This is a genomic window from Jannaschia helgolandensis, assembly GCF_900109285.1.
GTDB classification, from domain to species: Bacteria; Pseudomonadota; Alphaproteobacteria; order Rhodobacterales; family Rhodobacteraceae; genus Jannaschia; species Jannaschia helgolandensis.
The window spans coordinates 299,737-312,697 of sequence record NZ_FNZQ01000004.1; the positions used below are offsets into that span (position 1 = coordinate 299,737).

A 12,961-nucleotide genomic window follows, 5' to 3' on the forward strand; every position below is an offset into this window, starting at 1 on the left:
CTTCGACGCGATACTTCTGGCAAAGGGCCACCTGCAAGCACCGGTTTCAATAGACGTCGGTCGTGTAAAGAAAGCGCCGGCGCGCGATGACACGGCACGGAACAGCGGACCCTGAATTCGACCGCGGCAAGGCCTGCATAGTCGCGCATGAGCGACCGCATCGCGACCCTCAGTTCTGTCGGACCAGTTTGCCGGGGTTCATCGTGCCGTCGGGGTCGAGGCTGCGTTTGATCGCGCCCATCACGTCCCAGGCGGCCCCATGTTCCGCCTCCATCAGGTGCAGCTTGCCAAGGCCGACGCCATGTTCGCCCGTCGCCGTGCCGCCCAGGTCCAGCGCATGCGCGACCATTGCGTCCGACAGGCGCTTGGCCTCGGCGATCTCTGTGGGCGCGTTGCGGTCGACCAGCAGGATCGCGTGATAATTGCCGTCTCCGACATGGCCCAGGATAGGACCATCAAGCGACGAGACATCGATGTCGGCGGCGGCGCGGGCGATGGCCTGCCCCAGTTTGGAAATCGGGACGCAGACATCGGTGACGACGGCGGTGGCACCGGGACGTGTGGCCAGGATCGTGTGATAGGCACGGTGGCGCATCGACCAGAGTTTGCTGCGATCCTCGGGTTTGGTGGCCCAGCGATATGCGCTGCCGCCATGGTCTGCGGCGATCTGGCCGAAATGTTCCGCCTCGGTCGCGACAGCGGCGTCGGAGCCGTGGAATTCAAGCAGCAGATGCGGCGTCTCGGGCAGGTCGGCCCCGTCGGCGGCATTCAGTATCCGGGTGGTGGCGACATCGACGTATTCGATGCGCGCCGGGGTCAGCCCCATCTGCATGGCGAGGATCACGGCGTCGATGGCGCCTTCGGTCGTCGCGAAACCGCAGACGGCGGCGGCGGTCGCCTCGGGCTGGCCCCAGAGTTTCAGGGTCAGTTCGGTGATCAGGCCCAGCGTCCCTTCGGAGCCGACGAACAGCGCGGTCAGGTCATAGCCCGCCGATGATTTCCGGGCACGGGAGCCAGTGTGGATGACGCGCCCGTCGGCCAGCACGACCTCCAGCCCGCGCACCTGATCGCGCATCGTGCCGTAGCGCACCGCCGTTGTCCCGCTGGCGCGCGTTGCGGCCATCCCACCGAGCGAGGCATTGGCGCCGGGATCGACTGGAAACATCAGGCCGGTGGCGCGGAGTTCGGTGTTCAGCGCTTCGCGCGTGCAGCCCGGCTGGACGCGCACCAGCATGTCGTCGGGCACGATTTCCAGCACCGCATCCATGTGGCGGAAGTCGACCGTAACGCCGCCGCGCGGGGCAGAGGCATGGCCTTCCAGCGCTGTGCCGGTGCCCCAGCCGATCACCGGCAGGCCATGTCGGGCGCAGGTCTGCACGATGGCCGCCACCTCCGCCGTCGTCACGGGATAGGCCACGGCGTCGGGCGGCATTTCGGGATGGAACGTTTCGGACCGGCCATGCAGGGACAGATCGCTCTTTCCCGTGGACAGTCGTTCGCCTAGCATCGCCTGCAATTCGGACAGTGCGTCTTGCGGGATCATCGGCCCCTCCCCAAATGGAACGCCCCCGAGGGTGCGCGAGGGGCGCGGGAAGGACAAGAGGCCGTGACCGACGCCCCCCCGTCAGCCGCCAGAGCATCGCATCCGATTACCGGAAGGGTCCGCCGCGCCTGGGAGGTGGTGCGCAGGCGCGGGCCGTCCAAGGTTCAGTTCTGGTTTATCGCGCTGATCGTGGGCATCGCCTCGGGCTATGCCGCCGTCGCCTTCATGATGGCCATTCAAAGCTTGCAGACGGCGCTATATGGCACGGACGATCCACGCAAATTGCATTCCTTCGCGGCGACGATGCCCTGGTTCTGGGTGCTCATCCTGCCGGTGATGGGCGGCCTTCTGGTCGGATGGATCCTGACGCGGTTCACCCCGGATGGGCGTATCCGCGCTGTCGCCGAGGTCATCCAGGCCTCGGCCATGAAGGAAGGCCGGGTCGAACGTCGCGCCGGATTGGCGTCGATCGCCGCCTCGCTGATAACTTTGTCGTCGGGCGGCTCGTCGGGCCGCGAGGGGCCCGTGGTCCACATGACCGGCATGATCGCGGGCTGGGTCAGCAACAAGATGAACGCCGATGGGGTGACGGGCCGCGACCTTCTGGGATGCGCGGTGGCGGCGGGCGTCGCGGCCAGTTTCAACGCGCCGCTGGCGGGCGCGCTGTTCGCGATGGAAGTCGTACTGCGGCATTTCGCCGTCCATGCCTTCGCGCCCATCGCCATCGCCGCCGTGTCAGGGGCGGTCATCAGCCGCATCCACTTTGGCGACGTGACCGAATTCGTTCTGCCGCAGGCGGGGGCGCTGGCGTTCTATGTCGAACTGCCGGCGTTCATCCTGCTGGGCGTGGTCTGCGCGCTGGTGGCGGTGACCTTGATGAAATCGGTGTTTTTCGCCGAGGACGTGGCAAACCGCATCCAGGCGCGCCTGTCGATGCCGCCGATGCTGCGCCCGGCCATGGCGGGGCTGATGCTGGGGGCGATGGCGATCTTCTTTCCGCATATCATCGGAGTCGGCTACGAGACGACGAGCGCGGCCCTGTCGGGAAACCTGATCCTGCGCGAGGCAATCGTGTTCGCCATCCTGAAGGTCGCCGCCGTCAGTATCACCATGGGCGGACGGATGGGCGGTGGGATATTTTCGCCCGCACTGATGGTCGGGGCCCTGACCGGGCTGGCGTTCGGGTTGATCGCGACGGCGGTCTTTCCCGACATCTCGGGGACCGGATCACTCTATGCGCTGGCGGGGATGGGCGCGGTCGGGGGGGCGGTGCTGGGCGCGCCGATCTCGACGACGCTGATCGTGTTCGAGCTGACCGGCGATTGGCAGACCGGGCTGGCGGTGATGGTCGCGGTGTCGATCGCATCGGCGCTGGCGTCACGGATGGTGGATCGGTCGTTCTTCCTGACGCAGCTGGAGCGGCGCGGTATCCATCTGGCGGCGGGGCCGCAGGCCTATCTGCTGGCGATGTTCAAGGTCTCGAGCGTGATGAAATCGTCCGACCACCCCAATGCCCCGCCCGAGGACCGCGTGCGCCGGGCCGTGAACGAGGGGCTGTTCGTGGCCCCCGTCGACACGCTGGAGGCCGCGATGCCCCTGTTCGAGAGGTCGAATTCGGACTTTCTGGCGGTCGTTCGGCTGTCTGATGAAGGTGCACCGGATGTCTTGGGCGTTGTGCTGCATGTTGATGCACTGCGGGTCTATAACCGGGCACTGGCCGCGACGGCGGCGGAGGAGCATTCGTGATGCGGGTTGAAAAAAAGGTCGTGATGATCGGGGCGACCGGGGCCGTGGGCGGGGCCTGCGCTGCGGCGCTGACCGGGCGGGCCGGGGTGACGGCACTTGGCCGACGGACCGAGGATGGATTGGCAGCGGATCAGCATGTCGTCGATCTGGCCGACCCCGCCAGCTATGCCGCGCATCTTGAAGGGCAGGATGCCGCGATCTGCTGTCTGGGCGTGGGCGAGCCATCGAACGTGTCGCGGGCGGAATTCAGGCGCATCGACCACGATATTCCGCTGGCGTTCGCCACGGCCTGCCGGGCCGCAGGTGTGTCCGGATTTTCGCTGCTGTCTTCGGTCGGGGCGGATGCCGGGTCGCGGATTTTCTTCGCGCGCAGCAAGGGCGAACTGGAGGACGGGCTGCGGGCACTGGCCTTCGACCGGCTGAGCCTGTTTCATCCGTCGATGATCCTGACGCCGAAGAACCGCTATGGCCTCTCGCAGGCGCTGACGCTGGCGATCTGGCCCAGGCTGACTCCCTTGTTTCAGGGGCCGATGAAGAAGCTGCGCGGTATCCCCGTGGCCCGTCTGGGTCGGGCAATCGCGCAGGATGCGCTGCGCGACCGTCCGGGCGAAGCCACCTATGAGTGGCCCGAGATCATGGACCTGAGCGCGGAATGATCGCGCCACGGTAGCCGATGACACGGCATGCCAGACTATGGCCCGTTTGCAGTGCGGCGGCCTGATCCGCGCCGGACAGCCAGGCTGCGAGGTATCCGCCGGTAAAGCTGTCGCCCGCCGCCGTCGTGTCCACCACCTTGTCGCAAGGCGCATAGGTCGCGTCGAAGCGCGCGCCTATGGGCAACGGGCCGGATTCGCCACGTTTGAGCGCACCTGTCGGAACGCCGTATCCTTCGATCCGCGCCATCACGGCAGCGGTGTCCGCATCGCCGAAGAGCGCCATTTCGTCGTCGACGCTGGGAAATCCGATGTCGGTTTCGCGCCACATCGCTGCGACCGCCGACTGTGCCGTCGGCACGTCTTCCCACAGTCGGGGGCGATAGTTGCTGTCGAAGGCGATACGCCCCCCCGAGGCGCGGTACCCCGGAACCCACGACATCAGCGCCGCGCGGGCTTGCGGCGCCAGTATCGCCAGCGTGATGGCAGACAGGTGCACCACGTCGAACTGCGACAGGGTTTCGGGTTGGATCGGGCTGTCGGGTGTCATCATGGTGCGCGCCGCAGATGTGTCGCGCCAGTAGACGAAGCTGCGTTCGCCAGACGTATCGGTTTCGATGGCATAGGCCCCGGCGATACGGTCGGCATGGCGGGTGATGTGATCGGTCGACACGTCTTCGGCCGCGATGCGCGCCACCATCCGGTCCGACAGCATGTCCTGCCCGACGGCAGAGACGAAAGACACACGATGCACATCCGGCAGGGACCGGCGCAGATAGATCGCGGTATTCAGCGTATCGCCCGCAAAGCCCAGATGCGCGATATCGCCGTCCAGCGACAGCTCCACCATGGCTTCGCCCAGACAGGCGATCGAAAGCGGGCGGTCGGTCATGGCGGTATCCCCTTTGGCTTCATGGCTCGGCGGCGCAAGATAGGCGCGCGTCGGGGTGGGCGCAAACAGGTCGGCAGGCGTTTCCCTGCCCCGCCGCGCGGACTATGGTCCGGCCAGCCACCGCCCCCGGAGACCGCGATGACCGACGACCGCCCCGCAGGCCCCGTGCCCCCCGTCGACCCAGGCAAGCTGAAGGCATTTCTGGATCGTCTGTCGACCGAGGTTCACGCGGCAGACGACTGGGGACAGGTCGCCACCTACATTCCTGAGCTTGCCGATGTGGCGCCTAACCAGTTTGCGATCTCGGTCGTTCTGGCAGACGGGACACGTCTGTCGGCAGGCGCGCGCAGCGTGCCATTCTCGATCCAGAGCGTGTCGAAAGTCTTCATGCTGGCCTGCGTCCTGGGGCGCGAAGGAGATAATATCTGGCGGCGCGTCGATCGGGAGCCATCCGGCGATCGCTTCGATTCGATCCTTCTGCTGGAACAGGAGAAGGGCCGCCCGCGCAATCCGTTCATCAACGCCGGCGCGCTGGTGACGACGGATGCCATGCTGGCCAACCGCGCGCCGAAACAGGCGCTGAGCGAGTTTCTGGGATTTCTGCGCGCCGCCGCCGGAGACGAGGATATCCATATCGACCCGAGCGTCGCCGCGTCCGAGGCGCGCTATGGGTTCCGCAATGTGGCGCTGGCGAATTATCTGAAATCATATGATAATCTGCACAACGCGCCCGAACTGACGCTGGGCACGTATTTCCACCAATGCGCGGTCGAGATGACCACCGATCAACTGGCCATGGCCGGTCGGATGATCGCGCAACTGCCGGGTGCTCCGCCCCTGATGGCACCCGCGCGGGCACGGCGGCTGGGGGCCCTGATGATGACCTGTGGCCATTACGACGGGTCGGGCGATTTCGCCTTCCGCGTCGGTCTGCCGGGCAAGAGCGGGGTCGGCGGCGGTATCCTGATGGTTGCGCCCGGCCGGGCATCCATCGCGATCTGGTCGCCGGGGCTGAACAGCTATGGCAATTCCAAGGTCGGCACCGAAGCCGCGGAGTTGCTGACGGATTTCACCGGCTGGTCGGTTTTTTCCTAAGGCAGCGCGCCGGTCTGCACATAGGTCAGGATCTGGACGACCTGCGCCGGGGTTTCGGCCACGGCGAGCGCGGCGGCATCGACCTCTTTCAGCGCGTGCTGATGATCGGGACCATGCAGCACGATCAGCGATTTGCCCAAGGCCGCCGCCTGCCCCGCATCGAAGGCCGCGTTCCATTGCTTGTACTTGTCACCGAACCGCACGACCACGATGTCGGCAGCGGCGAGTGCCGTGCGCGTGCGGATGGCGTTCAGTCTGGCGCCCTTGTTGTCGTGCCAGAACTTGTCCGGCTCGGCCCCCAGAATGGCCACGCCGCAATCGTCCGAGGCGGCGTGGTCGGTCACCGGGGCGGAGAAGGTGACATCCAGACCCGCATCCGCGCAGCCCTGCATGATTTCGTTGCGCCAATCGGTGTGGATTTCGCCGGACAGATAGATGGAAAGGGTCATCGCAGGCTCCGTGACATCGGTTGGATCAATAGGTGGCGCGTCCGCCCGACAGATCGAAGGCCGCGCCCGTGGTGAAGCTGTTCTCCTTCGAGCAGAGCCAGAGGATCATCGCGGCCGCCTCGCCCAGTTCAAGAAAGCGACCGCGCGGAATTTTCGACAGCATGTAGTCGATGTGCTCCTGCTTCATCTGGTCGAAGATGCGGGTGCGGGCGGCGGCGGGGGTCACGCAGTTCACCGCGATATCCATATCCGCCAGCTCTTTTCCCAGCGATTTGGTCAGGCCGATGACACCCGCCTTGGACGCGGAATAGGCCGAGGCGTTGGGATTCCCCTCCTTGCCCGCGACCGAGGCGATATTGACGATGCGACCGTATCCTTTGGCCCGCATCCCCGGCACCACCGCCTTGTTCACGAGGAACGTGCCGGTCAGGTTGATCGCGACGATCTGCTGAAATTCCTCGACCGGATAATCGGCCAGGGGCGCGTTTGACCCGGCGATCCCGGCGGAATTCACGAGGATGTCTGCTTCGCCCAACGCATCCACGGTCTGCTTGTGCGCCGCCTGCACCGAGGCCCAGTCGCCCAGATCGCAGGGCACGGCGATGGCCCCGTTGCCCAGCGTCGCGGCAGCCTTGGACGCCAGTTCCTTGTCCATGTCCCAGATCGCGACACGCGCGCCGTGATGGGCCAGCTCCGTAGCGACGGCCCCGCCGATCCCCTGCGCACCGCCGGTCACGACAGCGATGCGGTTCCTGAAATCCGAAGTATCCATGGGTCTCTGCCTCTCAAGATGGTGTTGCGCCGACGATAGCGGATCGCTGGCCAAGGTCGAGCATCTGCGTTTGACCTGCAAGCCGGCAAATGACGGGCGGGGCGCCCGGTGGCCATGACGGACCTTTCGCGCTTTCGCTTCGGCGTTACCCGCGGACCCCGAAAACCTGCCCCGGTCTTCTTCGGGGGATCCGAAACCCAATATCTCGGGTGTTCATGCCCGGCCTCCGAGACCGTTCGGCGTGCCGGATAGCCGCAGAAAAGCCGGGGGCGCGGGATGCCGTCCCCGCGCCCCCGGCATCAATCCGTTCAGCTACAACCGGACGTCCCGCCGCAGGTGTTGCACTTCATGCAGGTGCCGTTGCGGACCAGCGTGTAGTTGCCACACTCGCCACAGGCCTCGCCCTCGTAGCCCTGCATCTTTGCCTTGGCCCGCGCGTTCAGACCCGTGGCCGCGACCGTCGTGGTGGAGGTGGTGAACGTGGCCTGCGCGGTCTCCGAGAAGCCTGACGCCGCGGTCGATCCGGCAAGTTCCGCCGCGACACGGTCCATGCCACCACGAAGCGCGACCAGATCCTGCGGCATACGATTGCGCAGATACCCTGACGAGGTGACCGACTTGATGACCTCCAGCGACTTGGTGGCCGCCGATTGACCAAGGGCCGAGACGTTGCCATCCGCGTCGGGGGCGCCTTCGCCGCCGTTGTGGATCGAGTCGAAGGTCGCGCCTTCGGGTTTGACGTGGGCCAGATCTTCCCGGTCCAGATAGCTGACGGCCAGTTCGCGGAAGATGTAGTCCAGAACCGACGTGGCATTCTTGATCGCCGCGTTGCCCTGCACCATGCCCGCAGGTTCGAACTTGGTGAAGGTGAAGGCGTCCACGAATTCCTCGAGCGGGACGCCGTATTGCAGGCCGACCGACACGGCGATGGCGAAATTGTTCATCATCGCCCGGAAGCCCGCGCCTTCCTTGTGCATGTCGATGAAGATTTCGCCCAGATTGCCGTCCTTGTATTCGCCGGTCCGCAAATAGACCTTGTGACCGCCGACGACCGCCTTCTGGGTATAGCCCTTGCGCCGCTCGGGCAATTTGGTGCGCGCGGCGCGGGCGACCTCCTTGACGATGATTTTCTCGATCACCTTTTCGGCCAGAACGCCGGCCTTTTCGTGTGGCGTACCGCTTTCCAGGATCTCGGCGGCCTCGTCGTCATCCTCGACCAGGGCCGCGGCCAAGGGCTGCGACAGTTTCGATCCGTCACGGTAGAGCGCGTTGGCCTTGACCCCCAAGGACCACGACAGCTCGTAGGCAGCCTTGCAGTCCTCGATGGTGGCGTTGTTGGGCATGTTGATCGTCTTGGAAATCGCGCCCGAGATGAAGCTCTGCGCCGCCGCCATCATGTGGATGTGGCTGTCGACCGACAGGAAGCGTTTGCCCTTCTTGCCGCAGGGGTTGGCGCAATCGAACACGCTCAGGTGCTCGTCGCGCAGACCCGGCGCGCCTTCCAGCGTCATGGTTCCGCAGACGTGGTCGTTGGCGGCCTCGATCTCTTTCTTCGAGAAGCCCAGATGCCGGAGCAGGTCGAAGGTCGGATCGTTCAGCCTGGCCGCCGGAATGCCAAGCGCCTTGGTGCAGAACTCCTCGCCCAGCGTCCACTGGTTGAACACGAAACGAATGTCGAAGGCCGAGGGCAACGCCGCTTCGATCTTGGCGATCTCCGCCTTGCCGAAGCCGTGCCCGATCAGCGACGTGTGGTTGATGCCGGGCGCCTGTCCCAGTGATCCGTGACCGACGGCATAGGCGATGATCTCGCCGATCTGCGCCTCGCCATAGCCCAGCTTGCGCAGGGCGGCGGGCACCGACTGGTTGATGATCTTGAAGTAACCGCCGCCGGCCAGCTTCTTGAACTTCACCAGGGCGAAGTCCGGCTCGATCCCGGTGGTGTCGCAATCCATGACCAGACCGATGGTGCCGGTCGGAGCGATCACAGTGGATTGGGCATTGCGGAAGCCGTTCTTCGCGCCCGCCTCGACGACCCCGTCCCAGATTTCGGCGGCCAGCGCGATCAGGCGCGCATCAGGGCAGCCGTCGATGTCCAGCGCGACGGGCTTGACCGCCAGTTCCTCGTAACCATCCGTCTGACCCTTGGCGGCATTGCGGTGATTCCGCATCACGCGCTGCATGTGGTCGGCATTCCTGGCATAGCCGGGGAATGGCCCCAGTTCACCGGCCATTTCGGCCGACGTGGCGTAGGACACGCCCGTCATGACGGCGGTCAGCGCACCGCACAGCGCGCGACCTTCGCGCGAGTCGTAGCCCAGACCCATGTTCATCAGCAGGCCACCAATGTTGGCATAACCCAGACCCAGGGTGCGGAAGTCATACGACCGCTGGGCGATTTCCTTCGACGGGAACTGCGCCATGGCGACCGAGATTTCCAGCGTAACGGTCCAGAAGCGCGCCGCGTGAATATAGCCTTCGTGGTCGAAGGAGCCGTCGGCGTTCAGAAACTTCAACAGGTTCATCGAGGCCAGATTGCAGGCCGTATCGTCGAGGAACATGTACTCGCTGCACGGATTCGACCCGCGGATCGCACCGTCTTCCGGGCAGGTGTGCCAGTCGTTGACGGTGTCATGGAACTGAATGCCCGGATCGGCACAGGCCCAGGCGGCATGGCCGATCTTGTCCCATAATTCGCGGGCCGGCACGGTCTTGGCAACCTTGCCGTCACGGCGGTTGATCAGCTCCCAGTCAGCGTCCTTTTCAACGGCGTGCAGGAAGGCGTTCGTCACCCGAACCGAGTTGTTGGAGTTCTGGCCCGAAACGGTGCTGTAGGCCTCGGAATCCCAGTCGGTGTCGTAGGTCGGGAATTCGATGCTGTCATAACCCTGCTTGGCATATTGCAGCACGCGCAGGATGTAGGCTTCGGGGATCATGTGCTTCTTGGCGGCCCGGATCACGTCCTTCAGCGCCTCGTTGATGTTCGGATCGGTCGCATCGTCCAGCGTGCCGTCCCAGGCACGAACCGCTTCCATGACTTTGGTCAGCTGGGCCTGGTGCGCCTTGGACCCGGCGACGATGGCCGCGACCTTCTGCTCCTCGATGACCTTCCAGTCGATGAAAGCTTCGATATCGGGATGGTCCATGTCGACGATGACCATCTTGGCCGCGCGCCGCGTGGTGCCGCCGGATTTGATGGCCCCCGCCGCCCGGTCGCCGATCTTGAGGAACCCCATGAGACCGCTCGACTTGCCACCGCCCGACAGTGCCTCGCCCTCACCGCGAAGCGAGGAGAAGTTGGTGCCGGTGCCCGAGCCGTATTTGAACAGACGGGCCTCGCGGACCCAGAGGTCCATGATGCCGCCGTCGTTCACCAGATCGTCGCTGACCGACTGGATGAAGCAGGCGTGCGGTTGCGGATGCTCGTAGGACGACCTGGACCGGACCAGCTTGCCGGTCTTCGGGTCGACATAATGATGCCCCTGCGCGGGGCCGTCGATGCCGTATGCCCAGTGCAGGCCGGTGTTGAACCACTGCGGCGAATTCGGCGCGGCCATCTGTCGGGCCAGCATGACGCGCATTTCGTCGAAATAGGTGCGCGCGTCTTCCTCGGTGGTGAAATAACCGCCCTTCCAGCCCCAATAGGCCCAGGCCCCGGCCAAACGGTCGAACACCTGCTTGGACGACGTCTCGCCACCGAAGCGTTCGTTCTCGGGCAATTCGGCCAGCGCGTCATCGTCGGGAACCGAGCGCCACAGGAACTCGGGCACGCCCTTTTCCTTGACCGCCTTCAGCCGGGCCGGAACGCCTGCCTTGCGGAAATACTTCTGCGCGATGACATCGGACGCGACCTGGCTCCAGCCTTCGGGGATTTCCACCGCTTCCAGCTTGAACACCACGGTACCGTCGGGATTGCGGATCTCCGAGGTGGTGGTGGTGAAGGTCAGTGCCGAATAGGCATCTTTACCGCTTTCCGTGAATTTCCGCTCAAGCCGCATCGTGGTGTCCCCTATGAAATCGTCTTGTTACAAATCGGTGCATTATCCGCCCCGTCCCTTGGCCCGCACGGCAGTTTTCCGACGCACCTCGACCGTCGCGTCCGGTCGGACACGGGGGAATGGAATGTCTGAGGCTGCTGCCCGGTCTTGTCGCACTGAGCCACTACATTTGGTGGCCTCTCTTTGCCAAGACACCAATAGCTGCGCTTTTCGGGGGCGGTCAATGTGGATAACGGGGATAACTCGCAAAGAAAATTCTTGACCGCTCGTTAACGGATTCAAGACACCCACGACTCACATTCACCTGGGTCGAGTAACGATGCGAAGCGCCTTGGAATCCTGCAAAACGGATGCGGTCGCCATGCGGTCGGGGGGCGAACCGGGAACCGTGGCACGGCTGCAACGCCTGCTGTCATACAAAGTTGTCCACAGGATGTTAGATCCGGGAATCACCCGGCATGTCACGGGTTCATGAAGATTGATTACCGTCACCCCGGCGGGACAGATATCCAGGATATCTGCATTGTGGCTTATGTTGCCACTCGCGATACCAGATGTATCGCATGGTCGGGGCGAGAAGATTCGAACTTCCGACCCCCTGTACCCAAAACAGGTGCGCTACCAGGCTGCGCCACGCCCCGACTCGTGCCGCTTAGCAGGGCTTTGCGACGGGGAAAAGCCTTGACGGTTCAATCACAGGGCCAGGCGGCGGTATCCTGCGGCAGGGCAACGGTGCGCAGCTCGTCACCCGCGTCGATGCCCAGCATCCGCGCCATGCCGCCATTGATCTCCAGCACAGCCAATGTCGGCGCACCGGCGGGAATCGGCGTCTCGTCCAGGGGCACGGCATTCTCGTGGACCCGCACGATGCGGCCTTCGTCATCGACGAAGATCATGTCGAGCGGGATCAGAGTGTTCCGCATCCAGAATGCGACATTCGATTCGCGCGGATAGACGAACAGCATCCCCGAAAGGCGGGACAGCGACTCGCGGTTCATCAGGCCTTTTGCCTGCTCTGCGGGGGTCAGGGCCAGTTCGACGCGAAAACGGACTTGTCCGAAATCCCCGCGCACATCGACCATGCCGTCCTGACATTCGCCCGATGAAAGTGCTGCAACGTCGCTGGCGGCAAAAACCGGAACCGCCAGGATCAGGGCCAGACGCAAACCGCCCATCAGCCGGTCGTTCAGTCGGTGAAATATTCCCATCGGCGCACCTCTACCGCTAGTCGTCCTCGCGCGCCATCCACGACGCGGATGCAGATTGCCTCGCCCGGAAGTAGTTCCGCAAGGCCGAAACGGCGCACGACTTCAGTATGAACGAAAATGTCAGCAGTATCGCCGAAGATATTCACGAAACCGAAGCCCTTACCCCTGTCGAACCATTTCACCCGCGCCGGCAGATACGGAAGATCATCGGGGATTGGCATCAGGTATTCGGGGGAGGTCAGATCCTCGGACGGAGTATCGGATCCGACCGGGTCGATCGACAGAATCCGAACCGCCTGAAGGCCCCGGTCGCTGACTTGATAGGTGAGCCGGATCAAGCTGCCATCGAGGACGGAACTCTGCCCGAAGTTGCGCAGGACATTGACGTGCAGCAGGATATCCCGCTCCGCTTCATCGGACACGACGAAGCCGAAACCGCGGACCGGATCGAACCATTTCACGATTCCCGAAATCGTCAGTTCTGTGAAACCCGTCTCGCTCACGCCCATCAAAACACCACTAAATCGTGCCCCCATCCAGTTGATGGAAAAGATCGATATTGGCCAGCCGGGCTGGCATTCAAGGGTGCATGTCCGGAAAAACCCGAC

10 protein-coding genes and 1 tRNA gene are annotated in these 12,961 nt (G+C 64.3%); 3 read left to right on the forward strand and 8 right to left on the reverse strand.

From position 1 onward, the window contains the following. Positions 1–169 precede the first annotated feature (169 nt). Positions 170–1,543, reverse strand: a complete 1,374-nt coding sequence (locus tag BMY38_RS12385; protein WP_092763215.1) for an FAD-binding oxidoreductase — start codon at positions 1,541–1,543, stop codon at positions 170–172. A gap of 63 nt (positions 1,544–1,606) precedes the next feature. Between BMY38_RS12385 and BMY38_RS12390 the strand changes: the two genes are divergently transcribed. Both BMY38_RS12390 and BMY38_RS12395 read left to right on the forward strand, forming a co-directional pair. Then, on the forward strand, positions 1,607–3,289 hold the full coding sequence (locus BMY38_RS12390; RefSeq protein WP_092763217.1) for a chloride channel protein: 1,683 nt from the start codon (positions 1,607–1,609) through the stop codon (positions 3,287–3,289). Then, on the forward strand, positions 3,289–3,945 hold the full coding sequence (locus BMY38_RS12395; RefSeq protein WP_092763219.1) for an NAD(P)H-binding protein: 657 nt from the start codon (positions 3,289–3,291) through the stop codon (positions 3,943–3,945). The genes BMY38_RS12390 and BMY38_RS12395 overlap by 1 nt, the downstream gene beginning before the upstream one ends. Here BMY38_RS12395 and BMY38_RS12400 read toward each other — a convergent pair. Continuing rightward, a complete protein-coding gene (locus BMY38_RS12400) occupies positions 3,923–4,834 on the reverse strand; it encodes a sugar kinase (RefSeq protein ID WP_092763221.1) in 912 nt (303 codons plus the stop codon). The two genes, BMY38_RS12395 and BMY38_RS12400, sit on opposite strands and share 23 nt — an antisense overlap. Positions 4,835–4,972: 138 nt before the next feature. Here BMY38_RS12400 and BMY38_RS12405 point away from each other — a divergent pair, with 138 nt between their 5' ends. Then, on the forward strand, positions 4,973–5,929 hold the full coding sequence (locus tag BMY38_RS12405; protein WP_092763223.1) for a glutaminase: 957 nt from the start codon (positions 4,973–4,975) through the stop codon (positions 5,927–5,929). Here BMY38_RS12405 and BMY38_RS12410 read toward each other — a convergent pair. The 6 genes from BMY38_RS12410 to BMY38_RS12435 form a co-directional block, all read right to left on the reverse strand. Beyond that, on the reverse strand, positions 5,926–6,378 hold the full coding sequence (locus BMY38_RS12410) for a YtoQ family protein (RefSeq protein WP_092763225.1): 453 nt from the start codon (positions 6,376–6,378) through the stop codon (positions 5,926–5,928). The genes BMY38_RS12405 and BMY38_RS12410 overlap by 4 nt on opposite strands. 25 nt (positions 6,379–6,403) lie before the next feature. After that, positions 6,404–7,150, reverse strand: a complete 747-nt coding sequence (locus BMY38_RS12415) for an SDR family NAD(P)-dependent oxidoreductase (protein ID WP_092763227.1) — start codon at positions 7,148–7,150, stop codon at positions 6,404–6,406. A 308-nt stretch (positions 7,151–7,458) separates the two neighbouring features. After that, positions 7,459–11,145, reverse strand: a complete 3,687-nt coding sequence (locus tag BMY38_RS12420; RefSeq protein WP_092763229.1) for a vitamin B12-dependent ribonucleotide reductase — start codon at positions 11,143–11,145, stop codon at positions 7,459–7,461. 564 nt (positions 11,146–11,709) lie between these two features. Further along, positions 11,710–11,786: transfer RNA gene (locus tag BMY38_RS12425), tRNA-Pro, on the reverse strand. Between the two features lie 48 nt (positions 11,787–11,834). Next, positions 11,835–12,353 carry a DUF192 domain-containing protein gene (locus BMY38_RS12430; RefSeq protein ID WP_245737588.1) on the reverse strand — a complete coding sequence of 173 codons (519 nt, stop codon included), beginning with the start codon at positions 12,351–12,353 and terminating at the stop codon, positions 11,835–11,837. Beyond that, entirely contained in the window at positions 12,332–12,862 is a 531-nt protein-coding gene (locus BMY38_RS12435; protein ID WP_092763233.1) for a cold-shock protein, read from the reverse strand. Before BMY38_RS12435 ends, BMY38_RS12430 begins: the two co-directional genes overlap by 22 nt. Positions 12,863–12,961: the final 99 nt, after the last annotated feature.

Bases quoted from the DNA above. Each gene is read 5' to 3' on its own strand.
- BMY38_RS12395 (WP_092763219.1), top strand. From the start codon at position 3,289: ATGCGGGTTGAAAAAAAGGTCGTGATGATCGGGGCGACCGGGGCCGTG.
- BMY38_RS12415 (WP_092763227.1), bottom strand. From the start codon at position 7,150: ATGGATACTTCGGATTTCAGGAACCGCATCGCTGTCGTGACCGGCGGT.
- BMY38_RS12405 (WP_092763223.1), top strand. From the start codon at position 4,973: ATGACCGACGACCGCCCCGCAGGCCCCGTGCCCCCCGTCGACCCAGGC.
- BMY38_RS12410 (WP_092763225.1), bottom strand. From the start codon at position 6,378: ATGACCCTTTCCATCTATCTGTCCGGCGAAATCCACACCGATTGGCGC.
- BMY38_RS12385 (WP_092763215.1), bottom strand. From the start codon at position 1,543: ATGATCCCGCAAGACGCACTGTCCGAATTGCAGGCGATGCTAGGCGAA.
- BMY38_RS12420 (WP_092763229.1), bottom strand. From the start codon at position 11,145: ATGCGGCTTGAGCGGAAATTCACGGAAAGCGGTAAAGATGCCTATTCG.
- BMY38_RS12430 (WP_245737588.1), bottom strand. From the start codon at position 12,353: ATGGGAATATTTCACCGACTGAACGACCGGCTGATGGGCGGTTTGCGT.
- BMY38_RS12400 (WP_092763221.1), bottom strand. From the start codon at position 4,834: ATGACCGACCGCCCGCTTTCGATCGCCTGTCTGGGCGAAGCCATGGTG.
- BMY38_RS12435 (WP_092763233.1), bottom strand. From the start codon at position 12,862: ATGGGCGTGAGCGAGACGGGTTTCACAGAACTGACGATTTCGGGAATC.